24 protein-coding genes and 1 tRNA gene are annotated in these 24,915 nt (G+C 60.5%); 10 read left to right on the top strand and 15 right to left on the bottom strand.

Translation table 11 applies throughout. From position 1 onward, the window contains the following. Positions 1-21: 21 nt before the first annotated feature. On the bottom strand, positions 22-1,353 hold the full coding sequence (locus ACRWA7_RS24105) for an Nramp family divalent metal transporter (RefSeq protein ID WP_438396561.1): 1,332 nt from the start codon (positions 1,351-1,353) through the stop codon (positions 22-24). 651 nt (positions 1,354-2,004) lie between these two features. On the opposite strand from ACRWA7_RS24105, the gene ACRWA7_RS24110 reads away from it, so the two are divergent. The 4 genes from ACRWA7_RS24110 to ACRWA7_RS24125 all read left to right on the top strand — a co-directional run bounded on the left by ACRWA7_RS24110 (position 2,005) and on the right by ACRWA7_RS24125 (position 6,154). Beyond that, positions 2,005-3,060 (top strand): polyamine ABC transporter substrate-binding protein, encoded by a 1,056-nt coding sequence (locus ACRWA7_RS24110; protein ID WP_438396765.1) that lies wholly within the window; start codon positions 2,005-2,007, stop codon positions 3,058-3,060. Between the two features lie 255 nt (positions 3,061-3,315). Next, positions 3,316-4,425, top strand: a complete 1,110-nt coding sequence (locus tag ACRWA7_RS24115) for an ABC transporter ATP-binding protein (protein WP_438396766.1) — start codon at positions 3,316-3,318, stop codon at positions 4,423-4,425. Next, entirely contained in the window at positions 4,422-5,336 is a 915-nt protein-coding gene (locus tag ACRWA7_RS24120) for an ABC transporter permease subunit (protein WP_060857174.1), read from the top strand. Before ACRWA7_RS24115 ends, ACRWA7_RS24120 begins: the two co-directional genes overlap by 4 nt. Continuing rightward, on the top strand, positions 5,333-6,154 hold the full coding sequence (locus ACRWA7_RS24125) for an ABC transporter permease subunit (RefSeq protein ID WP_438396562.1): 822 nt from the start codon (positions 5,333-5,335) through the stop codon (positions 6,152-6,154). Before ACRWA7_RS24120 ends, ACRWA7_RS24125 begins: the two co-directional genes overlap by 4 nt. On the opposite strand, the gene ACRWA7_RS24130 is transcribed toward ACRWA7_RS24125, so the two are convergent. Genes ACRWA7_RS24130 through mfd form a run of 5 tightly spaced genes read right to left on the bottom strand, consistent with a single transcriptional unit; the run spans position 6,151 to position 12,629 of the window. Then, complete coding sequence (locus tag ACRWA7_RS24130) at positions 6,151-7,164, bottom strand: threonine/serine dehydratase (protein ID WP_438396563.1); 1,014 nt, start codon at positions 7,162-7,164, stop codon at positions 6,151-6,153. The two genes, ACRWA7_RS24125 and ACRWA7_RS24130, sit on opposite strands and share 4 nt — an antisense overlap. 17 nt (positions 7,165-7,181) lie before the next feature. Beyond that, positions 7,182-7,568 (bottom strand): HepT-like ribonuclease domain-containing protein, encoded by a 387-nt coding sequence (locus ACRWA7_RS24135; protein ID WP_060857176.1) that lies wholly within the window; start codon positions 7,566-7,568, stop codon positions 7,182-7,184. After that, positions 7,565-7,855, bottom strand: a complete 291-nt coding sequence (locus tag ACRWA7_RS24140; RefSeq protein WP_060857177.1) for a nucleotidyltransferase family protein — start codon at positions 7,853-7,855, stop codon at positions 7,565-7,567. Before ACRWA7_RS24140 ends, ACRWA7_RS24135 begins: the two co-directional genes overlap by 4 nt. Positions 7,856-7,859: 4 nt before the next feature. Continuing rightward, positions 7,860-9,086 (bottom strand): acetylornithine deacetylase, encoded by a 1,227-nt coding sequence (gene argE, locus ACRWA7_RS24145; protein WP_438396566.1) that lies wholly within the window; start codon positions 9,084-9,086, stop codon positions 7,860-7,862. A 51-nt stretch (positions 9,087-9,137) separates the two neighbouring features. After that, the gene (gene mfd / locus ACRWA7_RS24150) at positions 9,138-12,629 is read right to left on the bottom strand and encodes a transcription-repair coupling factor (protein ID WP_438396567.1); all 3,492 of its coding nucleotides are present in this window, start codon (positions 12,627-12,629) and stop codon (positions 9,138-9,140) included. Positions 12,630-12,739: 110 nt separating this feature from the next. Between mfd and ispD the strand changes: the two genes are divergently transcribed. Together ispD and ispF are read left to right on the top strand one after the other, a co-directional pair. Continuing rightward, positions 12,740-13,453, top strand: a complete 714-nt coding sequence (gene ispD, locus ACRWA7_RS24155; RefSeq protein WP_438396569.1) for a 2-C-methyl-D-erythritol 4-phosphate cytidylyltransferase — start codon at positions 12,740-12,742, stop codon at positions 13,451-13,453. A gap of 51 nt (positions 13,454-13,504) precedes the next feature. Then, positions 13,505-13,996, top strand: a complete 492-nt coding sequence (gene ispF / locus ACRWA7_RS24160) for a 2-C-methyl-D-erythritol 2,4-cyclodiphosphate synthase (protein ID WP_438396571.1) — start codon at positions 13,505-13,507, stop codon at positions 13,994-13,996. Between the two features lie 69 nt (positions 13,997-14,065). Here the strand turns inward: ispF and ACRWA7_RS24165 are convergent, their stop codons facing one another. From ACRWA7_RS24165 to ompR, 4 genes are all read right to left on the bottom strand, one after another. Then, the gene (locus tag ACRWA7_RS24165; protein WP_438396572.1) at positions 14,066-14,590 is read right to left on the bottom strand and encodes a carboxymuconolactone decarboxylase family protein; all 525 of its coding nucleotides are present in this window, start codon (positions 14,588-14,590) and stop codon (positions 14,066-14,068) included. Positions 14,591-14,703: 113 nt separating this feature from the next. Then, entirely contained in the window at positions 14,704-15,252 is a 549-nt protein-coding gene (locus tag ACRWA7_RS24170) for a peroxiredoxin (protein ID WP_060857183.1), read from the bottom strand. A 218-nt stretch (positions 15,253-15,470) separates the two neighbouring features. Next, entirely contained in the window at positions 15,471-16,832 is a 1,362-nt protein-coding gene (locus ACRWA7_RS24175) for an ATP-binding protein (RefSeq protein WP_060857184.1), read from the bottom strand. Positions 16,833-16,920: 88 nt separating this feature from the next. Next, positions 16,921-17,646: an osmolarity response regulator transcription factor OmpR gene (gene ompR, locus ACRWA7_RS24180; RefSeq protein WP_056353156.1), complete on the bottom strand. Its 726-nt coding sequence runs from the start codon at positions 17,644-17,646 to the stop codon at positions 16,921-16,923. Positions 17,647-17,849: 203 nt separating this feature from the next. Between ompR and ACRWA7_RS24185 the strand changes: the two genes are divergently transcribed. Both ACRWA7_RS24185 and ACRWA7_RS24190 read left to right on the top strand, forming a co-directional pair. Next, positions 17,850-18,377 (top strand): hypothetical protein, encoded by a 528-nt coding sequence (locus ACRWA7_RS24185; RefSeq protein ID WP_438396573.1) that lies wholly within the window; start codon positions 17,850-17,852, stop codon positions 18,375-18,377. 55 nt (positions 18,378-18,432) lie between these two features. Next, positions 18,433-19,458: a DUF1501 domain-containing protein gene (locus tag ACRWA7_RS24190; RefSeq protein WP_438396575.1), complete on the top strand. Its 1,026-nt coding sequence runs from the start codon at positions 18,433-18,435 to the stop codon at positions 19,456-19,458. Here the strand turns inward: ACRWA7_RS24190 and ACRWA7_RS24195 are convergent. The 4 genes from ACRWA7_RS24195 to ACRWA7_RS24210 all read right to left on the bottom strand — a co-directional run bounded on the left by ACRWA7_RS24195 (position 19,455) and on the right by ACRWA7_RS24210 (position 23,297). Then, positions 19,455-20,291, bottom strand: coding sequence for a squalene/phytoene synthase family protein (locus ACRWA7_RS24195; protein WP_438396576.1), 837 nt, complete (start codon positions 20,289-20,291; stop codon positions 19,455-19,457). The two genes, ACRWA7_RS24190 and ACRWA7_RS24195, sit on opposite strands and share 4 nt — an antisense overlap. A gap of 248 nt (positions 20,292-20,539) precedes the next feature. Further along, positions 20,540-21,355 carry a transglutaminase-like domain-containing protein gene (locus tag ACRWA7_RS24200; protein ID WP_060857187.1) on the bottom strand — a complete coding sequence of 272 codons (816 nt, stop codon included), beginning with the start codon at positions 21,353-21,355 and terminating at the stop codon, positions 20,540-20,542. Between the two features lie 37 nt (positions 21,356-21,392). Beyond that, entirely contained in the window at positions 21,393-22,265 is an 873-nt protein-coding gene (locus tag ACRWA7_RS24205; RefSeq protein ID WP_060857188.1) for a transglutaminase family protein, read from the bottom strand. A 261-nt stretch (positions 22,266-22,526) separates the two neighbouring features. Continuing rightward, positions 22,527-23,297 carry a sigma-70 family RNA polymerase sigma factor gene (locus ACRWA7_RS24210; protein WP_438396578.1) on the bottom strand — a complete coding sequence of 257 codons (771 nt, stop codon included), beginning with the start codon at positions 23,295-23,297 and terminating at the stop codon, positions 22,527-22,529. Between the two features lie 185 nt (positions 23,298-23,482). Between ACRWA7_RS24210 and clpP the strand changes: the two genes are divergently transcribed. Beyond that, entirely contained in the window at positions 23,483-24,082 is a 600-nt protein-coding gene (gene clpP / locus ACRWA7_RS24215; RefSeq protein WP_438396580.1) for an ATP-dependent Clp endopeptidase proteolytic subunit ClpP, read from the top strand. A 99-nt stretch (positions 24,083-24,181) separates the two neighbouring features. On the opposite strand, the gene ACRWA7_RS24220 is transcribed toward clpP, so the two are convergent. After that, positions 24,182-24,268, bottom strand: a tRNA-Leu gene (locus ACRWA7_RS24220). Between the two features lie 223 nt (positions 24,269-24,491). Here ACRWA7_RS24220 and ACRWA7_RS24225 point away from each other — a divergent pair. Next, positions 24,492-24,887, top strand: coding sequence for a DUF2946 domain-containing protein (locus ACRWA7_RS24225; protein WP_060857190.1), 396 nt, complete (start codon positions 24,492-24,494; stop codon positions 24,885-24,887). Positions 24,888-24,915: the final 28 nt, after the last annotated feature.

The raw sequence follows: 24,915 nt of genomic DNA on the forward strand, positions 1-24,915 counted from the left end.
TGAATAAGTCAGCGAGCCGGCTCAAACATCCGTCACCAGTTGCCACAACAAGGCCACGTTCAGCACCACGATAATCCCGGCGCACATCCACGCCAGCGCGAGCGGAATGCGCTTGACGCGCCAGCGGCCCATGAGGCAGGCATCGGAGGCAAATCGGACAAGGGGAATCACGGCGAGCGGTAGTTGCAGGCTCAACACCACCTGGCTCGCGACCAGCAACTGGTTCGAACCATGTTCGCCGAATGCGCCGACAGCAAGCAGCGCCGGCCCGATGGCAAGCGTGCGGGTCAGAAGCGCACGCGCCCAGCGCGCAATCTTCAATTGCAGGAAACCTTCCATGACCGCCTGCCCGGCCAGCGTGCCGGTGACCGTCGCGTTCAGTCCGCAGGCGAGCAGCGCCGCCGCGAAGATGACGCTCGCCCACTTGCTTCCGACGAGCGGGGCGATCAGACGGTGTGCATCGGCGAGATCGCTTACGTCGTAATGGCCGCTCGCGTGGAACACGGCCGCGGCCACGATCAGGAGCGACGCGTTCACCGTGAAAGCCAGGCTTAACGATGCAAACGTGTCGATGTTCACGCCTTTCATGGCGTCAGAGATGGATTCGTCATCGCCGTTTTTTGCGTGGTCCTTCACCAGCGACGAGTGCAGATAAAGATTGTGCGGCATGACGGTGGCGCCGAGAATGCCCGCCGCGAGCCAGATCATGCCGGCGTCGCGCAACAGCGCAGCAGGCGGCGCGAGGCCTGCCAGCGCGCCGCGCCACGAAGGATTGGCGAGTGCGAGTTCAACGACGAAGCAAAAGCCGACAAAAAATATCAGCGTGGTGATGACGATCTGCAAAGGACGTTGTCCTCGACTTTGCAGCGCCAACATGGCGAAGGTGCCGACTGCGGACATCAGCACGCCGACTGTGAGCGACACGCCGAGCAGCAGTTGCAACGCAACGGCGCTGCCGACGACCTCCGCCACGTCGCACGCAATGATCGCGATCTCGCAGGTGATCCAGAGAAAAATCGTGGTGCGGCGGCTATAGCGCGCGCGGCACAACTGGGCGAGATCGCGTCCGGTCACTACGCCGACTTTCGATGCCACCCATTGCAGCAGCAGTCCCATGAGGCTTGCCGCCAGCACGACGCTTAGCAACTGATAGCCGTACTTGGCGCCGCTGCCGAGCGCGGTGGCCCAATTGCCCGGGTCCATGTAGCCGACTGCGACCAGCGCGCCCGCGCCGACAAACGAGAACCAGCGTCCGCGCACGCGAGGCGAGCCGTCGGGCGGGTCGCCACGATGATCGGGTTCAGCGGTGGTGGCGGAGCCAGTCTGGTCGAAAGCGGACGAATTCGTGTTCATGCAGTTCTGAGGCCTGTTTGCCGATACCGGAACGGTGCAGACGGGTGGAAAAAATGGCGGGTCCGGCAATCGCATTCATGAATGGCCTGGAACGCGTTTAACAGCAACGACTGTTCCGTCGCCATCGGCCAATGACATCGACAAGCATGAACAAAAGGCCTTCAATTCGTTAACAAACGGAATAATTCCCCAATAATGACATTACGCAAGCGAATACGCTTTTAGATTCAATGGCGGCATTGTGGTCTTTGCCCGCCGGGATGTATCTGAGCACCTCGAAATCCTGTCCAAAATCCTGTCCATTAAGCGTCCCGACGCAGACGCCAGCCACAACGCGCCATCCCGCGCCAGTCCTTGCTGGCGGTGAATTGATCGCATGTGAACTTTGCGCTACAACCCCGCCCAATTGTTTTTTGGTGCGACGCGTTTTGATGATAGTTTTCGTTTTTTTGCAGAGTCTTGGTCGGGCACTGGAAAAAAGCTCATCGGGACGAGGGCGGTCAATGGTCGGCAAGTCGAAAGTACGGAGAAACTCATATGGCAATGAAAATGGCGGACCAGTCGTTCAAGCGCGCACCGAAACGCTCACCGAAGCGCACAGGCGCTGCCGCGCGCGCGATCGCCACCGTGGCTGCAGCCGGCGCAGTGGCAATGGCGGCGCCCATGGCGGCATCGGCGAAAGACACGCAGCTTAACGTCTACAACTGGTCGGACTATATTGCCAAGGACACCATTCCGAACTTCGAAAAACAGTCGGGCGTGAAGGTCAAATACGACAATTACGACAGCGACGACACACTGCAAGCCAAATTGCTCACCGGCAATTCGGGCTACGACATCGTGGTCCCGACCAGCAACTACGCGGGCAAGCAGATCGCCGCGGGCATTTTTTCTCCGCTCGATAAATCCAGGCTCCCGAACCTCAAATATCTCGATCCTGACCTGATGGCGCTGGTCGCGGGCGCCGATCCGGGCAACCAGTACACGGTGCCGTGGGCCTACGGCACGACCGGTCTTGGCTACAACGTGACCAAGGTCCAGCAAATCCTTGGCAAGAGCGTTCCGCTCGACAACTGGGACATTCTCTTCAAGCCGGAGAACATCTCGAAACTGAAGGCGTGCGGCGTGTCGGTGCTCGACGCGCCCGACCAGATGTTCGCGGCGGCCCTGCATTACATCGGCAAGGATCCGATGAGCACGAACCCCGCCGACTATCGCGCTGCGCTCGCGATGCTCAAGAAGATCCGCCCGTACATCACGCAGTTCAATTCGTCGGGTTATATCAACGACCTGGTCGGCGGCGATGTCTGCTTTACCTACGGCTGGTCGGGCGACGTCGTGATCGCCAAGCACCGGGCGGTGGACGCGAAGAAGGCGTTCAAGATCGAGTACTACATCCCGAAAGGCGGCGCGCCGGTCTGGTTCGACGTGATGGCGATCCCGAAGGACGCGAAGAACAAGGAAGCCGCGCTCGAATGGATCAACTACATCGAGACGCCGCAGGTTCATGCTGGAATCACGAACGAGGTGTATTACCCGAGCGCGAACAAGGAAGCACGCAAGTATGTATCGAAGGATGTGGCCGAGGATCCGGCGGTGTATCCGCCGCAGGACGTGATCAAGACGCTGTTCCTGCTCAAGCCGTTGCCGCCGGAAATCCAGCGTCTGCAGACGCGCTTGTGGACGGAACTGAAATCCGGCCGATAGTACGATAGAACCGCAAGGCGTACGATGGACGCGAAGCCCCTGGTCATCCGGGGGCTTTGTTCGTCGCCAGTTTGAATATCAGAGCAGGAGATGGCGCAGTGGAACGAGGCAGCACGAACGCGCAAAAGCGCAGGAGCCGGGCACCCGATCATGAGTGAGCAGTTGAGCGCAGCGCCTGCCCAGCCAGGCGGCCAAGGCGGCCCGGGCGGTTCCGGCGTCCCCGTCGGTCCCAACGGCCGCCGCCCCGAACCCGGCATGCGCAGCCCGGACTGGGCCGAAAACAACTTCGTGCGGATCGTCGATGTCTTCAAGAAGTTCGACGAAACCGTCGCGGTGAAAGGCGTGAATCTGTCGGTGAAAAAGGGCGAGTTGTTTGCGCTGCTCGGCAGTTCCGGCTGCGGCAAATCCACATTGCTGCGCATGCTGGCAGGGCTCGAGTCCGTGAGCTCGGGGCACATTCTCATCGATGGCGAGGATCTCGCCGCCATGCCGCCGTATCGACGGCCGACGAACATGATGTTCCAGTCGTACGCGCTGTTTCCGCATATGTCGGTGGAGGCGAATGTCGCGTTCGGGCTCAAGCAGGAAGGCGTGCGTGGCGCGGAACTGAAAGAGCGCGTGCACGCGACGCTTGAACTCGTGCAGATGGCGCGCTACGCGCAGAGAAAACCCAATCAATTGTCCGGTGGACAGCAACAGCGCGTGGCGCTCGCCCGCAGTCTTGTAAAGCGTCCGAAACTGCTGCTGCTCGACGAACCCATGTCCGCGCTCGACAAACAAATCCGTCAGCGCACGCAGATCGAGCTGGTGAACATTCTCGATAAGGTCGGCGTCACATGCATCATGGTCACGCACGACCAGGAAGAGGCCATGACCATGGCCGGCCGGATTGCGGTGATGAGCGAGGGCGAGATCGTGCAGACCGGCACGCCGCACGAGGTCTACGAATATCCGAATAGCCGGTTCACGGCGGAATTCATCGGTTCGACCAATCTGTTCGACGGCAACGTAGTCGAGGACGAACCCGATCATATCTTCGTGGAATCGAAGGATCTGCCTTCGCGCCTGTACGTGAACCACGGAATCACGGGACCGCTCGGCATGCCCGTCACCATCTCGGTTCGCCCCGAGCGCATCGCGCTGACGCGCAAACCGCCCGAAGGCGCCTACAACTGGGGCCACGGCACGATTGCGAACATCGCGTACATGGGCGGCTATACGCTTTATCACGTGAAGCTCGACAGCGGCAAGGTGGTGGTGGCGAACTTGTCGAGCCTCACGGCTGGCGAACTCGAATCGCCCACCTGGGACGACGAGGTTTATGTGCGCTGGTCGGCGTCCGCGGGCGTGGTGCTCACAGTATGAGGGCGCTGCAATCAATCCGGCAGCGGTTCGGCCTCTCCGGAAGGACGGCTGTGATTGCCGGGCCGTATCTTTGGCTCGTGCTGTTGTTTCTCGTGCCGTTCCTTCTGGTTGTAAAGATCAGTTTCTCCGATTCACGCCTCGGCATTCCGCCCTACACGGAATTGACCGCGTTGAAAGAGGGCGTGCTGAGTATCGCGCTCGATTTCTCGCATTATGCGTTTCTGCTGACGGATAGCCTGTACTTCGCGACGTATATGAACTCGCTGCTGGTCGCGGGCGTATCGACGTTGCTGTGTCTGCTGATTGGTTATCCGATGGCGTATTACATCGCGCGTTCGAATCCGGCGACTCGCAATCTGCTGATGATGGCCGTGATGTTGCCGTTCTGGACGTCGTTTCTGATTCGCGTTTATGCGTGGATTGGCATTCTCAAGAATAACGGCTTGCTGAATAACTTCCTCATGTGGACAGGGATCATTCATTCGCCCATTGAGCTGTATCACACGAATATCGCGGTGTATATCGGCATGGTGTATTCGTATTTGCCGTTTCTCGTGATGCCGCTTTACGCCCATCTGGTGAAGATGGATCTGACCTTGCTTGAAGCCGCTTACGACCTTGGCGCGAAGCCGTGGAAAGCGTTCTTGCAGATCACGCTGCCGCTGTCGAAGAACGGGATTATTGCCGGTTGTCTGCTGGTGTTTATTCCTGCGGTCGGCGAGTACGTGATTCCGGAATTGCTCGGCGGCGCGGACACCTTGATGATCGGCCGCGTGATGTGGAATGAATTCTTCGATAACGCCGATTGGCCCATGGCTTCAGCCGTGACGTGCGCAATGGTTCTGTTGCTGCTCGTGCCCATGGCGGTCTTCCAGTATTACCAGGCGAAGCAACTGGAGGAGAAACGATGATCCAGCCCAGCCGCTCGCTGCGCTTCACGTTTCTCGGGATCGGATTTCTGTTTCTTTATATTCCGATCATCAGCCTGATTGTGTATTCGTTCAACGAATCGCAACTGGTCACGGTCTGGACGGCGTTTTCGTTCAAGTGGTATCGGGCGCTGGTGCACGATGACGAATTGATTAACGCCGCGTGGTTATCGATTCGCATTGCGGTATTTACCGCGTGTGCTTCAGTGGTGATCGGGACGTGGGCGGGTTATGTACTCGCGCGCATGGGCCGGTTTCGCGGTTTCACGCTGTACGCCGGCATGATCAACGCGCCGCTGGTGATTCCCGAAGTGATTCAGGGGATATCGCTGTTATTGCTGTTCGTGGAAATGGCCAAGGTATTCGGCTGGCCGGCGGGACGCGGCTTGTTCACCATCTGGATTGGCCACGTTATGCTGTGTATTTCCTATGTTGCAATCATTGTGGAATCGCGGGTCAGGGAATTGAATCCGTCGCTTGAAGAAGCCGCGCTCGATCTGGGCGCAACGCCATTGAGAGTGTTTTTTGCGATCACATTGCCGTTGATATCGCAGGCATTGGTGGCGGGGTGGCTGCTGTCGTTCACGCTTTCCATCGATGACCTCGTTTTGTCCGCGTTCCTGTCGGGACCGGGATCGACAACGTTGCCACTGGTCGTGTTTTCGCGCGTCCGGCTCGGATTGAATCCCGAGATGAACGCGCTTGCCACGTTGTTTATTGCGTTTGTGACGGTCGGCGTGATCGGCGCGAATTACGTCATGCAGAAAAACGAGCGCAAGCGCCTGACCAACGTGCTTTAGCCGTTTTGCGCCGCTGCCGAAAGGTGCTTGTTCAGGGTTGCCGGGTCGGTGTTCGTGCCGCACAGCAGGACGCCGACGCGTTTTCCTTCGAGCGATTCGCGCAACGGCCCGAGCAACGCCGCCGTGGCCGCGGCGCACGCAGGCTCGACGGCTAGCTTCAGCTCGTTGAACACATGCAGCATGGCGTGGCGCAAGTCGTTATCGGTTACGGTCACCAGACGGTCGATATGCCGCCGGCACAACTCGTAGCTATATTCTTCGGTATGCGGCGCCATCAATGAATCCGCGATGCTTTGCATTGCGCCCATCTTGATCGTGTGATTTGCTGCGAAGCTCTGGCTCATTGCGTCGGCGCCCGCGGGCTCGACGCCATATACGTGTATCGATGGATTCGCGAGCCGGAACGCCAGCGACACGCCCGCCGCGAGCCCGCCGCCACCGATAGGCAAGATCACCGCATCGAGATCGGGCGCCTGCGAGGTCCATTCGTAACCGAGCGTGGACGTTCCGATCACAGTCCTGTATCCATTGAACGGATGCACGAAATAGCGGCCTTCTTCCGCTTCGATCTTCCGCACGATCTCGAACGCCTCAGCCCCGTTCTCCGCCATCACCACTTCGGCGCCGTAACGGCGGCACAGCGCGATGCGCGCCGGACTTGCCGTCTTGATCATCACGACCTTCGCGCCAATCTCGAGCCGCATGGCGGCATAAGCGACGGCCACCGCGTGATTTCCCGCCGACACACACGTGACGCCGGCATCGCGTTCGCTTTCGGAGAGCGCAAGCAGGTGCGAGAACGCGCCGCGCGTCTTGAACGTGCCGCCGACCTGCAGCAGTTCGAACTTGAAGTTGACGGACGTGTCTTCGAGCGAGGGAAAGTCATGCCGCTCGAAGGTCGGCGTGCGCGCGACCCACGGCGCGAGCGCCATGTGCTGGGCGGCGATGTCGTCGAGAGTGGGGATCGGCGTGCCGTCGATGGTCTGGTCGGGGTGATGGGCGGTGGACATGAGATGTATTGTGCTAGTCAGGCGAATTTGAAGAGTGACCAAGGCCTATGCCTTCGTTGTCGTACTGCGCGCGTGTTTTTGTTCAATTGGTCCAGCAACGCGGTCTGAACGGTATCCCATACCAGATCGAGGTCGATTTCGAAGTAGCCGTGCGCAATACGATTACGCATTCCTCGCATGCTACGCCAGGGAATCCCGGCGTGTTGCTGCGCGAATTCGGGGTGCCGATCCATGACTTTCGTCGATGCTTCGCCCATGATGACCAAACTCATGACGACTGCGCTTTGTGTGCGTTTATCCGCTAAAAATTGAGCCTTGTCCATTCCGCTAACAAAGCTGTATGCATCACAAGCGGCTTGCTGAATGTGATCGAGATAATCTGAAAGACGGATGTTATCGCTCATACCGGCGCTGCTTCCGCTAACACCTGCGCTCGAAACCTGATTGGCAGGTCGCCTGGCGTGAGCAGATCAACGGCCACGCCAAGCATCTCCTCGAGTTCTATTTGCAAGCCGCCCAAGTCGAACAGCGTAGCGCCCGGCAACGCGTCGACCAGCAAATCCAGGTCGCTGCCATCCAGGTCGGTGCCGTGCAAAACCGAGCCGAACACACGCGGATTGGCGGCGCGAAAGCGGCCAACAGCTTCCCGCACGATGTCGCGTTTTAGATCGAGGGCGGCAGAGGGTTTCATGGAATCAACGCGCCTGCGCCTCAAGCGACATGCTGTGAATGAACTTGCCCAAAAACGCCTCGCAAGCCGCAAGCTGTTCCAGCGACACATATTCGTTAGCCTTGTGCGCCTGCTCAATGTTCCCCGGCCCGCACACAATGCTCGGCACGCCGGCCAACTGGAACAAGCCGGCTTCCGTGCCATAGGCGACCTTGCGCTTGTCCTGATTCGCCGTCAGCGCGCGCACGAGTTGCGTGATGGCGGCTTGCTCGGACGCATCCAGCCCTGGTGCCGAAGCGATCTTCGAAAATTCAATTGCCGCATTCGCGTGTTCCTTCTGCATCTTCGGCAGCAATTCCTCGCGGGCGTATTGTTCGATACGCCGATAAATCGGCTCCGGATCCAGCGTCGGCAAGTTGCGGAATTCGAACGCGAAGTTGCATTCCGCCGGCACTGTGTTGATTGCGTTGCCACCATTGATCGTGCTCGTCTGCGCGGTCGTGAAGGGCACGTCGTATTGTTCGTCGAACGGACCTTGCGCGCGGAATTCGTCGGCGACGTCGCGGATAAAACAGATCAGGCGCGCCGCATATTCGATCGCGTTCAAACCCTTCGGCGTCAATGACGAATGCGCCGCAAAGCCGCGCACGCAGCAGTTATAGGCGTTGATGCCCTTGTGAGCGATGATCGGCCGCATGCTCGTTGGCTCGCCGACAATGCAGCCATCAGGATTCAAGCCACGCTTTTGCAGGTCGGCGATCATGAGCGGCGCGCCGGCGCAGCCGATTTCTTCGTCGAAGGAGAGGGCGAAGTGAATGGGGCGCGCGAGTTTCGTGGCCTGCATCTTCGGCAGCAACGTCAGGGCCGCGCCAATAAACCCCTTCATGTCGCACGTGCCGCGGCCATACAGCAGACCGTCGCGCACTTCGGGCCTGAACGGATCGCTATCCCATTTCTGGCCGTCGACCGGCACTACGTCCGTGTGCCCCGACAGCACGATGCCGCCATTCGTCGCGCCGTCGTGCGCGGGAACGGTCGCGAACAGATTGGCCCATTTGCCGGTCGGATCGGTGGTGAGCGTGCCTTCAATTCCCGCCGCGCGCAGTTCGTCGCGCACGGTTTCGATCAGGCCCATGTTCGGATTGCGACTGACCGTGTCGAAGGAGACGAGCTTCTTGATCCACGCCAGCGACGCCGGTTCGGAGGAAGGTGTTTGGGCGGCGGAAGCCGTCGGTTCAGCGATCTGCGACATGACACTCTCCTTGATTTTCACTTTCGATGATACCGAAAAAGCCTTGAAAAACTAACGCGATGGCGCAATGGCGGCCGCCGGCTTCGCTTGCCGTACCGGCGCGCCCAGCGCGCGCAACGTTTCCTTTACCGTGGAAATGCGAACGGCGAGATCCGGACTGCGCACTTCGATGCGCAGCTTGTCCTGCCCCGCGAGCTTGATGTGCTTGTGCTTTTGCACCATCTCGATGATCTTCATTGCATCGATAGGCGGATTCGGAATGAACTGCAGCGCAATCACGTGCTCGGCCGCGTCGATCTTCAGGATGCCGAGCGGCTTGGCCGCGAGCCGCAGCTTGTGCGTCTCGATCAGCGCATTCGCCTGTGGCGGCAACTTGCCGAATCTGTCTACGAGCTCTTCCAGGATCGAATCGATGGCATCGCTCGACTCGCAGTTCGCCATGCGCTTGTACAGCGACAAACGTTCCTGCACGTCGCCGCAATAGTCGGCCGGGAGGATCGCGGGCGCGTGCAGGTTGATCTCGGTCGTGGCGGCGAGCGGCGCGTTCAAATCCGGCTCGCGGCCTTCTTTCAGCGCCCGCACGGCGTCGTTGAGCATGTCGGTGTAAAGCTGGAAACCGATCTCGTGAATCTCGCCGGATTGTTTGTCGCCGAGCACTTCGCCCGTGCCGCGAATTTCCAGGTCGTGCATGGCGAGATAGAAGCCCGAACCGAGTTCCTCCATTTGCTGGATCGCTTCAAGCCGGCGCTGCGCCTGTTTCGTGAGCGCGGCGGGGTCGTGCACCAGCAGGTACGCGTAGGCCTGATGGTGCGAGCGCCCGACGCGGCCACGCAACTGATGCAACTGCGCGAGGCCGAATTTATCGGCGCGATGAATCAGGATGGTGTTTGCGCTCGGCACGTCGATGCCGGTTTCAATAATCGTCGTGCACAGCAGCACGTTCGCGCGCTGGCCGACGAAATCGCGCATCACGCGTTCGAGTTCGCGCTCGTGCATTTGCCCGTGGGCGACCGCAATCCGCGCCTCGGGCACGAGCGCTTCGAGCATCGAACGGCGGTTCTCGATGGTCTCGACCTCGTTGTGCAGGAAATAAACCTGGCCGCCGCGCTTGAGTTCGCGCAGCATCGCTTCGCGGATCACGCCGTCTTCCTCGCGGCGCACGAAGGTCTTGATCGCGAGGCGCTTTTGCGGCGCGGTCGCGATGATCGAAAAATCGCGCAAGCCTTCCAGCGCCATGCCAAGCGTGCGCGGAATGGGCGTGGCGGTGAGCGTGAGTACATCGACTTCAGCGCGCAGCGCTTTCAACGCTTCCTTCTGGCGCACGCCGAAGCGGTGTTCCTCGTCGATGATCACGAGCCCCAGCCGTTTGAACACCACATCGTTGGAAAGCAGCTTGTGCGTGCCGATGACGATATCGACAGTGCCGTCGTTGATTGCCTGGATCGATCCGGCGACTTCCTTCGTGCTCTTGAAGCGCGACAACTCGGCAATCTTCACGGGCCAGTCGGCGAAGCGATCGGTGAAGGTGTTGGTGTGCTGTTCGGCGAGCAGGGTGGTCGGCGAGAGAATCGCCACCTGTTTGCCGCCGAGCACCGCAATAAACGCCGCCCGCAGCGCCACTTCCGTCTTGCCGAAACCCACGTCGCCGCAAACGAGCCGGTCCATCGGCTTGCCGCTCGTCATGTCGCCAATAACAGCCGCGATCGCCGCGGCCTGATCGGGCGTTTCCTCGAAGCCGAAGCTTTCCGCGAATTTCGCGTAGTCGCGGGCTTCGAGGGGGAATGCGTGTCCCTGACGCAGTGCGCGGCGTGCGTAGAGGTTGAGCAGCTCGGCGGCGGTATCGCGGATTTGCTGGGCGGCCTTGCGTTTGGCCTTGTCCCACTGGCCGGAGCCAAGCGCATGCAACGGCGCCGTGTCCGGGTCCGCGCCGCTGTAGCGCGAGATCACGTGAAGCTGCGCGACCGGCACGTACAGCTTGGTTTCGTTCTGGTACTGGAGATGGAGGAACTCGGTTTCGCCTTCGCCGAGATCCATCGATACCAGTCCCATGTAGCGCCCGATCCCGTGCTGCGTGTGCACGACCGGGTCGCCGATCTTCAGTTCGGAGAGGTCGCGCACCATCGAATCGACGTTGCTCGCCTGTTCCTGGCGGCGGCGTCCGGCGCGGCGCGTGAGTTGTCCGTAAAGCTCGGTCTCCGTGACGATCGAGATGCCTTCTTCGGGCAACGCGAAGCCGTTCGCAAGCGGCGCCACGCCCAGCGAGAATTTAGCTTCGCCCGCGAGCCATTGCTGGAAGGTGTCGTCTAGCGCGGCACGCAGGCCGTTGTCGGCAAGCAGTTGCTGGATGGTTTCCCGCCGGCCGGCCGATTCGGTTGCAAGCAGCACGCGATTCGGCGTCTGCTCGAGATAATGACGCAGCGCGAGCAGCGGGTCCTCGGCATGGCGATCGACGGCAAGACCCGGCAACGGCACCGCCCAGCCGCCTTCCGGCGTGGGCGGAAACTTGAGCTGCGCAAAGGGCTTGGCGAAGGAAAAGAAGTCGTCGTCGGAAAGAAAGAGGCGTTGCGGTTCGAGCAGCGGCCGCTCGCGGTCATGAGACAGGAAGTTGTAACGCTGCTTCGTGTCGTTCGTGAAACGCTTGATGGCCGCGTCCATGTCGCCCACAAACGCCAGTTGCGCGTCTTGCGGCAAATAATGGAAAAGCGTGGCGGTTTCGTCGAAGAACAAAGGCAGGTAATACTCGATCCCCGCTGCCGGCACGCCATTGCCAATGTCCTTGTAGATCGACGAACGGCTCGGGTCGCCTTCGAACACCTCGCGCCAGCGGCTGCGAAAGGCGGTGCGGGCGGGTTCATCGAAGGGAAATTCGCGGCCCGGGAGCAGGCGCACTTCGCGCACGGGATACAAGCTGCGCTGCGTGTCGGGATCGAAGGCGCGAATGGAATCGACCTGATCGTCGAACAAATCGATCCGATACGGCAGCGCGGAGCCCATCGGATACAGATCCAGCAACGACCCCCGCACGCAATATTCGCCGGGACGCACGACCTGGCTCACGTGCTCGTAACCCGCGAGCGTCAACTGGCTCTTGAGCTTCGCCTCGTTGAGCCGCTCGCCCTGCGTGAACGAAAACGTGTAAGCGGCCAGGAAGGACGCGGGCGGCATCCTGTACAACGCCGTGGTCGCGGGCACGAGCAGGATGTCGCAGCGGCCTTCGCCCAGATCGTGCAACGTGGCTAAGCGGGCGGAAACCAGGTCCTGATGGGGCGAGAACGTGTCGTAAGGCAGCGTTTCCCAGTCGGGCAGGAGCCTCACGCGGGCGTCGGGCGCGAAGAATGGGATTTCGACGGCGAGACGCTGCGAATCCACGGCGCTCGCGCACATCACGACCAATAAAGGGACTTTTTCGCGGAACGCGAGGTGATAACGCGCGAGCGCGAGGGCGTCGGAGGAACCGGTGGCGCCATCGAAGACAAAGCGTTGACCGGCCTTGACGAGTGCGATAGGAGACGTTGAGTGCAAACTGACGGCTTTTGAAGGCATAAAGTGTGCGGGGAACCGTTCGCGTGCGAAAGTGCATGCGGGACCGGCATGGTCGCGATAGACCTATTATAAAATCCGGGCTTCACTTTTGACTTGGGCGTTTTCAACTCGTGACTTCCCGCCTGTTCGCCCTCATCCCGTGCGCCGGCAACGGCAGCCGGTCCGGCGCGCCAATACCTAAGCAATATCAGACCGTCGGCCGCCATCCTATGTTGCGATATTCGCTCGCCGCGTTTGACGCCTGCTCGGAGTTTGCGCAGACGCTCGTGGTGCTCGCGCCGGGCGATCATCACTTCGATGACCGCCGTTTTGCCGGCCTGCGCTTTGCCGTGCAGCGCTGCGGGGGCGCGACGCGGCAGGCGTCGGTATTCAACGGCCTCGCCGCGCTGGCCGGTTTTGGCGCCCGCGACGACGATTGGGTCCTCGTGCACGACGCCGCGCGGCCAGGGCTCACGCCCGAGATGATCCGCAGGCTCGTAGGCGAGTTGAAGAACGATTCCGTTGGCGGGATTCTGGCGCTTCCGGTGGCGGACACCTTAAAGCGCATCGAGGCTGAAGGCGCGCTGCACGACGAAGGGCGCATCGCCCGTACCGAATCGCGCAACGGATTGTGGCAGGCGCAGACGCCGCAGATGTTCCGGCTCGGCATGTTGCGCGACGCGATCACGCGCGCGCAGCAGGACGGCCACGATCTCACCGACGAAGCCAGCGCCATTGAATGGCTCGGGCATGCGCCGCGTTTGATTCAGGGAAGCTTGCGCAATTTCAAGGTCACGTATCCAGAGGATTTCGCGCTCGCGGCCGCCATGCTTGGGGCAACCTGAGTTTCGTTTGGCTTTTCGCTGTATTGCTCGCTTACCTATCTAGGAATATCGATGGATTTCAGAATCGGACAAGGCTACGACGTTCACCAACTGGTCGAAGGGCGGCCGCTGATCATCGGCGGGGTGACGATTCCCTATGAGCGTGGATTGCTCGGACACTCGGACGCCGACGTGCTGCTGCACGCGATCACGGATGCGTTATTCGGCGCGGCGGCCATGGGCGATATCGGCCGCCATTTTCCGGATACCGATGCCGAATTTTCGGGCGCCGATAGCCGGGTTTTATTGCGGGAAGCTTTTGCGCGGGTATCGGAAGCGGGGTTCGCGATCATGAACGTCGATTCCACGGTGATTGCGCAGGCGCCGAAGCTTGCGCCGTATATTGAAGCGATTCGCGCGAATATCGCGGAGGACCTGGAATTGCCGCTCAGTCGCGTGAACGTCAAGGCAAAGACCAACGAGAAACTGGGCTATCTGGGACGCAAGGAAGGGATTGAAGCGCAGGCGGCGGTGCTGTTGATGCGCACGGGGATTGACGCGTAGGCGGAAACCAACCTCTGCTGAACCGGCAAACGATGAAAACCATCCGCCGGTTCGAGCAGGACATATCCGTTACTTGCCTTCGGCCGTAATCGCCAACTGGGCGGCGACAATCACGGCGGCGATTCGCCCGACATCGCGAAGTTGGGTCGTGCTCATTCCTTCGCCAACAAGATTTTCATAATGCGATTTCACGCAAAAATGGCATTTCCCGACAATCGATGCCGCCAGCGCGAACATTTCGAAGCGCCGTTTATCCACGCCGCCATGCGTGGCATAGGCGTTCATCCGCAAGTTGGCGGGTTGCGTCTTGAGATCGGCGTTATCGGCCATTTCCAGATATGGGTACCAGACGTTGTTCATGCCCATCAACGCGGCCGCGGTCAGCGCGCCATTCGTTTCCTCGGGCGTTAAAACGCCTGAATCGCGGATCAACGCGACAATCTTCGTAGCCTTTGCGGCATAAGCGGCCGCGAGCGCGACGCTCACGGCGTCGTTGCCTTCGAGCGATGACCGCGCAATCGTCCCGTCCACGTTGAGCCGGATGTCCTTGGCGTAATCGGGAATCAGTTCTTTAATCGATGCGAGGAATTCCATAAATTTCTCCTATTCTTTAACCGATAAAAAAGCCCGCCGGCTCGAGCGCAACGCGCAAGCAGACGGGCTCGGGCGCCAAGCCACGAGGGCTCTCGCCGGAATACGATTCCAATTTATAGCGTCGTGCCGCCGACAGCGCGATTGCACGGGCAGAGTTCGTCCGTTTGCAGGCCATCCAGAATACGCAGCACTTCTTCCGGATTGCGGCCGACGTTCAGGTTGTTCACGGACACGTGCTGGATCACGTTGTCCGGATCGATGATGAACGTTGCGCGCAACGCCACGCCGGCTTCCTTGTCGCGCACGCCGAGCTGGTCGATCAACTCGCCTTTCACGTCGCCGAACGAATAGTGGTTCAGCTTGTTCAGATCCTTGTGCTCGCGGCGCCATGCAAGCTTCACGAACTCGTTGTCTACGCTGCCGCCAAGCAGCACCGCGTCGCGGTCGGCAAAGTCGCTGTTCAGCTTGCCGAACTCGACGATCTCCGTGGGGCAAACGAACGTGAAGTCCTTCGGGTAGAAATACAGGATCTTCCATTTGCCAGGAAATGACTGTTCGGTGATCTCCTCGAACGCCGACACGCCATTTTCTTCGTGATTGTTGAAACCCGGTTTAGCGGCAGTAACGGTAAACGCTTCGACTTTATCGCCCACGGTCTTCATATGAATACTCCTGTGTTCGTTGGAAGAAAAACCAAGATTACCCGATCGCTGTAACGCTCGCATGACGCCGCATCAAGCGCGGACGCCGTGCAAAGTGCGCAGAACGAGGTTCACTATAACTCTATTAAGCGATCGTATCAATAGTTTTTAGCTAACACTGTAGATAGCTTTTGACGAATGGATTGATAGATTTTTTAAACGCTGCAATGCGCAATTTCTCAGGATCGCAGGGTGCGCTTTTCCATCGCAGGAAAGTCGATAGTGACTTCGAAGCCCGGCTGCGGCGCACGATTACGAAGCCGCAGTGTGCCTCGCTGCCGTGTGACCAGCCGCTGCACGATCGCCATGCCCAAGCCGGTGCCGTTGGCTTGCGTGCGGGCTGTATCGACGCGATAGAACGGCCGTGTGATCAGCGCGACCTGATCTTCGGGAATGCCGCGCCCTTCGTCCATCACGGATAATTCCACGCGCCCGTGACTGACCCGAGTGTGCAGCGTGATCCGCGCGACGTCGTCGGCGGCGCTGCGGCCATATTTGCGCGCGTTCTCCAGCAGGTTGCCGATCACGCGCCGCACATCGGTGGGATCTCCTTCGATGATCGCCCCTTGCGCAAGGTCGGTTTTCATCACCACGCCTTCTTCGGTCAGGAAGCGCGCGGCCATCTCGCCGCCGATCATGGAAAGATCCACGGCTTCCGCCATGCGCTGCATCGGGCGGGCGTAGTCAAGAAAACGCCCGATGATCATGTCCATCTGTTCGATGTCATCGACCATCGCGAGTTTCGTGGCTTCGTCCGACGGACTCATCTCGGTTTCCAGCCGCAGACGCGCAAGCGGCGTGCGCAAGTCATGCGAGATGCCGGCGAGCATCAGCGCGCGGTCGGCGTCGAGTTGTTCGAGGTCCTGCACCATCTGGTTGAAGCTTCGATTGGTTTCAGCGGCAACGCCCATGCCGCGCTCCGGGAGCGGCTCGGGCGACTGACCCGATCCAACCTTGCGCGCGGCGAGCGCGAGCCGCGCAAACGGCCGATTGACGAGACTGGTGATGAACGCCGCGCCGAAGAGCGACAGCGCGAGCGCGAAGATGCCCCAGCCAGCCCATTGCAGGCCGGTAACGGTATCGAGCTGATCGCGGTCGAGCGCCACCCAGTAATCGTCGTCGTCGATCTTGAAGCTGATCCACACGCCCGGGATGTCGTTCACCGACTGCGCGATGACGGTGTCGTTGCCAAGCCGGCCGCGCACGTCGCGCTCGATCAGCCGGTTCAGCGACTCGTCGGGTTGCAGGCGGTATTTATCGGTGGTCTCGCGCGGATACACGCGCACCCCTTCGTTGCTTTCCAGATCCTGCAGCAGGGCGCGGCGCAGATCGGGATCGGAATAAAGAAGGGCGGTGCGCGTGAGTTTCACGACCGCGACGAGCTGCAGCGCCACGCGCTGGGCGCGCGGCTCGCGCTCGATCACACGGAAGCTCTGGAACCAGGCGGCAATGCTCACCGCGATCAACAGCGCGATAAGGGCGAACGTCCGCCAGAACAGGCCGCCGAACGCGAGCGTCAGTAGCCGCCTGTCAATCCGCATGGTTCGTTGATGCTCGTGCTTGTGGCGCGCGTAAAGCGCGTGTGCGAGGGCTCAATCAGAACTCAATCGTACTAATCGTACTCAACGCTCAAGCCGCGCCGTCAGGAATGAAGACGTACCCCAGCCCCCACACCGTCTGGATAAAGCGCGGGCTGCTCGGGTCCGGCTCGATCAGCTTGCGCAGCCGGGAAATCTGGACATCGAGACTGCGGTCGAACACTTCATATTCACGTCCGCGCGCCAGTTCCATCAGTTTTTCACGCGACAGCGGCGCACGCGGATGACGCGCAAAGACTTTCAACACGGAGAACTCACCCGTGGTCAGCGGGATTTCCTGCCCGTTCTTGGTGAGCGTGCGCGTGGCGAGATTCAACGCAAATTCGCCGAACTCAAAGACTTCCGCGGTCTCGGACGGTGCGCCGGGCAATTCCGATGGCGACTGCCGGCGCAGCACGGCATGAATCCGGGCCACGAGTTCACGCGGATTGAACGGCTTGGGAAGGTAATCGTCGGCGCCCATTTCCAGGCCCACGATACGATCCACGTCTTCACCCTTCGCGGTCAGCATGATGATTGGCGTGCGGTCGTTGCTGCCGCGCAAACGCCGGCAGATCGACAGGCCGTCTTCCCCCGGCAACATGAGGTCGAGCACGAGCAGGTCGAAACGTTCGCGAACCCAGAGCTTGTTCATCGACGGCGCATTTTCGGCGACATAGACATTGAAGCCCTGTTCACCGAGATAACGCCGTAAAAGATCGCGCAAACGGGGATCGTCGTCGACTACGAGTATTTTTGAGGGATTTTTGGTTTCCATGACGGCATCTTAGCGCGATTAGAAAGAGGTGCGAGTTTGCGTGAATTATAAGGTAACAGATAGTTACAAAATTTACGGCGACTGTGGCACGACGTAAAGGTTCTATGCGTACACTCCTTTACCTAAGCCCGTCATTCGGTAGATACTCCATTAGTACAACGATTGCGCGTCAGCATCATGGCGGCATTGACCGTCCACCTTGCATGGCACGCAAGCACGCCAAAGAGCCTGAGACTGTCCGGTTGTCGAGCAACGAAGGGAACAACATGAAGGGAGCGCGGCGGCGCAAACCTGTGCGCACCAAGCGCATCATCCGACTAACGCTGATCGCCAGCGCGTTTTACGCCGTGTTTGCCGTGCGCTGTGTTTTCGCGCAACCATCCCAATCCTCCAGTCGCAATGCGTTGGCATTTGACCGGCCCGATTCGTCGTGGGCTTCTTCTTCATCAGGTTATTTGAATCGGGAAGGCGGTGAGAATCCGGCTTCCGACGATTCAAATACGCGTCCTCAAAAAAGCCGCAGTTTCGACGGACGCGTTATGCGCGCCCAGCATCGAATGGGAAAGCAGCCGGGAAATACTCACGCCCAGCAAATGCCTGTCATGCAGCCTCCGCCGCCAGATCCGCAACCGCCCGAACGTCCGCCGAGGCACGGGGTGATGACCGCCGACGAACGCAGGCTGCTGCGCCAGCATATCGAGGAAGCGGTCCGGGACTTGTACAAGCGGTGAGTGCGATCTGGTTCGTGCCTGCGAGTTGGGAGATGCGTGAGATGCGGATCGGCCGATGAACCGACGCGATTTTCTATGCACATCCATGGCGGCCAGCACGTGTGTGCTGATACCGCCAGCGCTCGTCATGGCTCGCCAGGTTCTGCCGCGTCGCCATGAAAAGCTCCTTATCCTGATCGAGTTGAAAGGCGGCAACGACGGCCTGAATACGGTCATTCCCTTCGCTGATCCCGCCTACTTGAGCTTGCGTCCGACGATTGGCATTCGTCGCGAGCATGTGCTGCAGTTGGACGAGCGCACGGGGATTCATCCCTCGATGCAGTCCCTGATGCCTATCTGGCGCGACGGGCAACTCGCTATTGTGCAAGGCATGGGTTATCCACGCCAGAACCTCTCGCATTTTCGATCGATGGAAATTTGGGACACGGCGTCACGTTCTGATCAGTATCTTCGCGATGGCTGGCTCACGCGCGCATTCGATACCCAAGCGGCGCGGGCAAGCTTCGCCATGACGACCAGCAGGTTTGAATCCTTGCAGGCTGCATCGCCGGCGTTAGAGACAACTTTCCCCGATGGTCCATTTGGCGCGTCGATCGAAACAGCAATGAGCGCGCTCGCTAGAAGGGACGCGTTGTCCGGCCAGGGAATGCCGGTTATCCGCCTCACTCTCAGCGGCTTCGATACCCATCAGAACCAGCCGGTACAGCACGCGGCTTTGCTCAAGCAGTTATCGGAGGGATTGGTCGCCATTCGGTCGTCGTTGATCGAACTCGGCCAATGGAACGATACGCTCGTGATGACGTACTCCGAGTTCGGCCGCCGGCCCCGCGAAAACGAAAGCAATGGTACGGATCACGGCACGGCCGCGCCGCATTTCGTCATGGGTGGCCGTGTGAACGGTGGATTGCACGGCGAAGCGCCCGCGCTCGCGCGGCTCGACGGTAACGGCAATCTTCCAGTGACCGTGGACTTCCGCCAGATGTATGCGACCGTCCTTGGACCCTGGTGGGGCATGGACTGCGGCGCAATCCTCGGCGGCAGGTTCCAGACGCTGCCGTTATTACGCGCCCGGGCGGCCTAGCGGACCCGCCAGGTGATCCACAGCTTGCGGATCGGCGTAAGCGCGATGCGCTGGTGCAGGACCTGAAAATTCTCGCGTTCGATCTCATCGAGTAAAGCCAGCGATAACGCCGCGTGCGAGCGCAACACGCGTTGCGTCGGGCGTTCGTCGGCGGGAATCGCTGCCAGCGCCTGGTTGAGCGCGTCGCGGGCGCGGCCCGTTTGAAAGCGCATGAGTTCGATAAACGCGTCGCTGTATTTGCGGTTGATCAGATCGGCGGCCGTGACGCCATGGCGCTGCAGTTCATCTATAGGCAAATAAATGCGGCCATGACGCGCGTCGTCACCGATATTCTCCACGCGCTCGGCAAGCATCAGTGCCGATCCAAGCGCCATCGCCCAGTTTGGAGCATCTTCGGGGCGGCGTGCGGTGGCGCGCGCGACGATCGCGGCGAACGCGCCGCCCGCGTTATCCAGATAGCGCCTGAGACCGGCCCAGTCCATATACCGTGCTTGCTCCAGATCGAGTTCGAAGCCATCGACCATGTTGTCGATGTATCCGTGGCCTTCGTCGTCCAGAACGGGCGTCGCGGCCTGATGGGCGGCAATGGCTTTCGTGACCGGATGCATCGGCTCACCACCAAAGAGGCTCGCCAGTTCCTTCTGCCACCATGCGTGTTTTGTCCGGCCGATGGTCGGATCGCTTGTTTCCCTGGCCGTTTCCTCGAGTTCGCGGCGCAAGGCGTGGAGTGCGGTCAGAAGCGCCTGCTTCGAAGCTGGCGCGCGGCGCAGTGCGTAGTAAGTGCTGGAGCCATCGGGTGCGGCTTTTTGCTGGCAATAGTCGTCGAAGTTCACGGCAATGGAGTGAAGACGGCGCGAAGCCGAAAAGTCCCGCCCAGAAAAAAAGCCATTGAAACTCAATGGCTCTGGCCGTTCTGGCGTGAGGACGAGTAGGGGAGGACGGTTAGTCTGTTGTGCCTGCGCGTGTTCTGGTCCCGCGCGAGTTTCCGGGCGAATTATCACCCGGATGGGAATGTGCTGCAAGGCGCAAGTACCTGCGCAGAAACCGCGGCGTCTCAGCGCGGGCTACTTGGCATTCCGAATCAAACACGTGCTTCCTCCGGCTCGCAAATGACATCGAATTTAAGCAGGGCCGTAGGCCCGAAAGTATTGCTGATCGCTACATCCGCCGCATCGCGGCCACGCGCCATCAACACGCGTCCGATCCGCGGCGCGTTGTTGCGTGGATCGAAAGTCTGCCAGCTTGCGCCGATATATGCCTCGAACCACGCCGCGAAATCCATCGCGGCGTAAGGCGGAGGAAGGCCGACGTCGCTGATATAACCCGTGCAGTATCGCGCCGGAATGTTCATGGCCCGGCACAGCGTCACGGCCAGGTGCGCAAAGTCGCGGCAGACGCCCTGACGCTCCTGATAGGCTTCGAAGGCGGTTTTCGTGGGCCGTGCGTGCGCGTAGTTGAAGACAATGTGGTTGTGCACGAAATCGCAGATCGCCTGCACGCGCGCCCGTCCCGGCGGCGTATTGCCGAACTGTTTCCACGCGAAGTCGGAGAGCAGGTCGGTCTCGCAATAACGGCTGCCCAGCATGAACACGAGGCACTCGTTTGGCAGATCTTCCACCGGGTGCTGTTCGCCGTTCGGCCCGGGCTGCTCGAATTCGCCCGATACCTCCAGCAGCGCGGACGTCGACAGCGATATGCGTCCCGCCGGCGCGACGAGCCGGCTGCACAGGTTGCCGAATCCATCGCGATACTGCGAGATCGGCACCGGCGGATCGACTGTCAGCACGTCGGCCAGCAACACCTGCGGCGCGAACGTGAAATGCGTGTTCAACATGAGCAGCATGGGTGTCGGTTGCGGACACTCATAGACCAGTTCGTAGCCAACGCGGAGTTTCATGGGAGGTGCCTTTTGCTATGAACTATGAAAGAAGACGTCACTGGTTCTCGGTCACGCTGACCTCGACATCGAGGCTTCGAAACGATCCTGGCTCGCCATTCCAGGTTCCCCACAGTGGCAGGGCCTGATGGTGATCCCAGGCGACCGCGACGCGGATCAGATGACGATTGCCAACAATGCTGTTGGTAGGATCGAAATCCACCCAGCCCGCGCCCGGCAGATAGATCTGCAGCCACGCGTGCGTCGCGCCGCCGCCGCGCGTGGCGTCGCGTTCCGGCACGAAGATGTAGCCGCTGACAAAGCGCGCCGCAAGCCCGAGCGATCGCACCGCGTCCATCATCAGCACCGCAAAATCGCGGCAACTGCCGCTGCGCAAACGCAAGGTGTCGGCGGGGCGATTCACGCCTTTTTCCGTGCGCCGCACGTACTTGAAATCGTCGTTGATCTCCTGCGTCATTGCCCGCAGGAGCGCCATCGTGCCGATACTTTCACCCGGCGCGACAAACCGCCGTGCCCACGCGTCGACGTCGCTGTCCGGTTCCGGGCGATTGCGCGCATTAACCAGATCCGATGCTTCCTCGTTCGTGTACGCGAAGGGAAACGTGAGCGCATAGCGCTCCAGCGCGTAGTCCGGTTGCGGCGACTCGAAATGCTCCAGCGTGACCTCGCTTTCGAAAGTCAGTTCGGTCGCCTGCGTGTCGAATGTGGCGACGGCCACCGAGTTATCGAAGACGTCGTGCAGCCAGCGCAGCCGCGCCGGCTCGGGCGTGATCTTCAACTGCGTGGTAACCAGCCGCAGATCGTGGCTGGACCTTGGTCGGAACATCATTCGATGCTCGCCGAAATCGACCGGCTCCGAGTATCGATAAATACTCGTATGCCGGACCGTAAAGCGTTGCGGCTCTTTCACCTGATGACTCGTCCCAAATGCAGGCCGGGGAGCCGGTGGGCGCCGTGCGAGCACACTGCCGCTTTCGGAACCTGTTTACTGAAATCCATGTGAACCCTTTTATTGCGGCGGCCGGACGATCCAGCCGCCTGAATTCAGGATACACGAGACAGTTCCGGCGAAAGAATTCGTTTGCGACCCGGTGCGCGGAGTTTTTGTCCGCAATGCGACTCACATAGCGCAAGCCGCGCCGTGAACCGGCGCATAGCGGGCAAATTTGCCTTATGCGAGGACGGGAGCGGTAATGAGCGGCGGCGTGTGGGCGTTGGCGTGCAGATCGATGCGTCCGATCCTCAGTCGCGCGATCAGGTCGCGCGTCACCATTGCCGCGTGCGCACTCGCCGATGTTGCCGGCGCGACAGTGAGCGTCAATGCAACGAGCGCATGCACGTCCTGACGCGCGATGGCATCGAGTAGCGGTTCGACGGCGGGTTCGACGGTGTCACGCACTTCAGACGTGTTATCCGGACGATCGCGCCGGTTGTCGCGCACGCGGTCTTTTGCCCGATGCACGATCTGCCGGCAATGCGCCGCGCTCCGGTTCAGGATGCTGGCGATGCTCGCATAGTCCTCGTCGAACGCTTCGCGCAGCAAAAACGCGGCGCGTTCTTCCGCCGAAAGACGCTCGAACACGCGGCGCATTCCGTACGATAAATCGGACGTACGCTCGGCCAAAGCCTGCGCGGACGGCACGTCATCCACGAGCAGGAAATCGATCTCGTCCACGAGCCGCGAGTCCCGCGCCTTACGCCGCAACCGGTCGATAGCCATGCGTTTTGCGACCGTCGTGAGCCACGCCGCCGGCGTATCGAGCGTATCCGCAGCGCTCGCCCGCTGATGCAGATGCCATTTCACAAACGTGTCCTGGACGACGTCCTCGGCGTCCGCGCGCACGCCAAGAATCCGGTACGCGAGCGAGAAAAGCCGCGGGCGCGCGGCCTCGAAAATGGCGAGCTGCGCCCGATCGCGATGTGATTCGATATCCACGTTCATGCCTTTTCTCCTTGTTGCATTTATGACGTATGACGGTCTTTGACGTCCGTTACGCGGCAAACGTGACAGCCGGCGGAAAAAATATATCGCGGGCGACGGTATTGCGCTGGTGTCACGCACAGACCGTCGCGTGCGTCATACCGGATGGAATTCCCAAAACCGGAAACACCCAGGAACCGATAGACATGAACCCGTTGAACCTTGGTCTCGTACCGACCGTCATTGAGCAATCCGGGCGCGGCGAGCGCGCCTACGACGTTTATTCGCGGCTGCTGCGCGAACGCATCATTTTCATGGTCGGGCCGGTGACCGACCAGACGGCGAGTCTTGTCGTCGCGCAGTTGCTGTTTCTCGAAGCAGAGAACCCGGAAAAGGACATTTCGCTGTATATCAACTCGCCGGGCGGCTCGGTCTACGACGGCATGGCGATTTTCGACACCATGCAGTTCATTCGCCCGGATGTATCCACGCTATGCACAGGTTTTGCCGCCAGCATGGGCACGTTTCTGCTGAATGCAGGCGCAAAAGGCAAGCGCTATGCACTGCCGAACGCGCGCATCATGATTCACCAGCCATCGGGCGGCTCGCAGGGCACGGCGGCGGATATTGCCATTCAGGCGGAGGAGGTGCTGCACCTGCGGCGCCGTCTGAACGGAATCATGGCCGAGCGCACGGGGAAAACCGAGGAGGAGGTCGCACGCGACACCGACCGCGATAATTTCATGTCGGCGCATCAGGCACAGGAATACGGTTTGATCGATGAAGTGCTGCTGCAGCGCACTTGAAGCGGGTTCGGCGCGCAGGTCCGGGGCGCATACCGGCGCGCATCCGGCGCATTAACGACGAAGCCCCGCGGCTTTCGCTGCGGGGCTTCGTTTTCAATCTGGTGCGTGAGGTCGGACTCGAACCGACACGACATTGCTGCCGTCAGGACCTAAACCTGGTGCGTCTACCAATTTCGCCACTCACGCGTGTCTTTTCCGGTGACTCGACTCATGAACGTCGTCATGAAAGCCACTGAGCCCGGCATTCTAACCGAATCGATCGCCAATGTCTGCACGGCGGCGCTTTCGATGCGAACAGCCGAAGCCCGACGCGGTTCCACGCGTAACAATCTACATTGCATACAAACAACGACCTGCCTACAATCGCAACTCATTCCTGTTTGTCTGCGTATCGGCAACTTTCACGCCCATGAACCGCACTTCGCGCAATCGCTTTGTTGCATGGCTCGGCATTGCCGCCATGTGGCTTGCCATTGTCGCGCCGGTGATCAGCCAGACGCTGGTCTCGCACGAAGCGCGGTTCAACCTGATCGCGGCGCTGTGCTCGGTCGATACGCCGCGACACACTCAAAGCGCGTCGCCGGTGCCGGACGAACACGCCGGCCATCACATGGCAGGCGATACCTTCGACGCCTGCTCGTACTGTGGACTGCTCGCGCACAACGTACCGCTTGCCTCGGCGCCACCGGCCGCGCTCGCGCGGGTCGAACGCGTCACGCGCCTCGCCGCCGAGCCGATCGTGCGCGCGGTACATGTCAAGTCGTTCAACGCCGCGTCGCCGCGCGCGCCTCCCATCGTTTCCTGAAGTCCGTCGTCAGAGCCAGTCTGCCGTG

It is taken from the genome of Caballeronia sp. DA-9 (assembly GCF_051615025.1).
Lineage (GTDB): Bacteria > Pseudomonadota > Gammaproteobacteria > Burkholderiales > Burkholderiaceae > Caballeronia > Caballeronia sordidicola.

What these genes read in the sequence shown, in the direction of transcription:
- ACRWA7_RS24110 (WP_438396765.1), top strand. Translation starts at nt 2,005, where the DNA reads ATGGCGGCGCCCATGGCGGCATCGGCGAAAGACACGCAGCTTAACGTC.
- ACRWA7_RS24125 (WP_438396562.1), top strand. Translation starts at nt 5,333, where the DNA reads ATGATCCAGCCCAGCCGCTCGCTGCGCTTCACGTTTCTCGGGATCGGA.
- clpP (WP_438396580.1), top strand. Translation starts at nt 23,483, where the DNA reads ATGAACCCGTTGAACCTTGGTCTCGTACCGACCGTCATTGAGCAATCC.
- ACRWA7_RS24185 (WP_438396573.1), top strand. Translation starts at nt 17,850, where the DNA reads ATGGCACGCAAGCACGCCAAAGAGCCTGAGACTGTCCGGTTGTCGAGC.
- ACRWA7_RS24115 (WP_438396766.1), top strand. Translation starts at nt 3,316, where the DNA reads ATGCGCAGCCCGGACTGGGCCGAAAACAACTTCGTGCGGATCGTCGAT.
- ACRWA7_RS24140 (WP_060857177.1), bottom strand. Translation starts at nt 7,855, where the DNA reads ATGAAACCCTCTGCCGCCCTCGATCTAAAACGCGACATCGTGCGGGAA.
- ACRWA7_RS24200 (WP_060857187.1), bottom strand. Translation starts at nt 21,355, where the DNA reads ATGAAACTCCGCGTTGGCTACGAACTGGTCTATGAGTGTCCGCAACCG.
- ACRWA7_RS24225 (WP_060857190.1), top strand. Translation starts at nt 24,492, where the DNA reads ATGAACCGCACTTCGCGCAATCGCTTTGTTGCATGGCTCGGCATTGCC.
- mfd (WP_438396567.1), bottom strand. Translation starts at nt 12,629, where the DNA reads ATGCCTTCAAAAGCCGTCAGTTTGCACTCAACGTCTCCTATCGCACTC.
- ACRWA7_RS24130 (WP_438396563.1), bottom strand. Translation starts at nt 7,164, where the DNA reads ATGTCCACCGCCCATCACCCCGACCAGACCATCGACGGCACGCCGATC.
- ACRWA7_RS24175 (WP_060857184.1), bottom strand. Translation starts at nt 16,832, where the DNA reads ATGCGGATTGACAGGCGGCTACTGACGCTCGCGTTCGGCGGCCTGTTC.
- ACRWA7_RS24135 (WP_060857176.1), bottom strand. Translation starts at nt 7,568, where the DNA reads ATGAGCGATAACATCCGTCTTTCAGATTATCTCGATCACATTCAGCAA.
- ACRWA7_RS24120 (WP_060857174.1), top strand. Translation starts at nt 4,422, where the DNA reads ATGAGGGCGCTGCAATCAATCCGGCAGCGGTTCGGCCTCTCCGGAAGG.
- ACRWA7_RS24190 (WP_438396575.1), top strand. Translation starts at nt 18,433, where the DNA reads ATGAACCGACGCGATTTTCTATGCACATCCATGGCGGCCAGCACGTGT.
- ACRWA7_RS24210 (WP_438396578.1), bottom strand. Translation starts at nt 23,297, where the DNA reads ATGAACGTGGATATCGAATCACATCGCGATCGGGCGCAGCTCGCCATT.
- ispF (WP_438396571.1), top strand. Translation starts at nt 13,505, where the DNA reads ATGGATTTCAGAATCGGACAAGGCTACGACGTTCACCAACTGGTCGAA.
- ACRWA7_RS24105 (WP_438396561.1), bottom strand. Translation starts at nt 1,353, where the DNA reads ATGAACACGAATTCGTCCGCTTTCGACCAGACTGGCTCCGCCACCACC.
- ACRWA7_RS24165 (WP_438396572.1), bottom strand. Translation starts at nt 14,590, where the DNA reads ATGGAATTCCTCGCATCGATTAAAGAACTGATTCCCGATTACGCCAAG.
- argE (WP_438396566.1), bottom strand. Translation starts at nt 9,086, where the DNA reads ATGTCGCAGATCGCTGAACCGACGGCTTCCGCCGCCCAAACACCTTCC.
- ACRWA7_RS24170 (WP_060857183.1), bottom strand. Translation starts at nt 15,252, where the DNA reads ATGAAGACCGTGGGCGATAAAGTCGAAGCGTTTACCGTTACTGCCGCT.
- ompR (WP_056353156.1), bottom strand. Translation starts at nt 17,646, where the DNA reads ATGGAAACCAAAAATCCCTCAAAAATACTCGTAGTCGACGACGATCCC.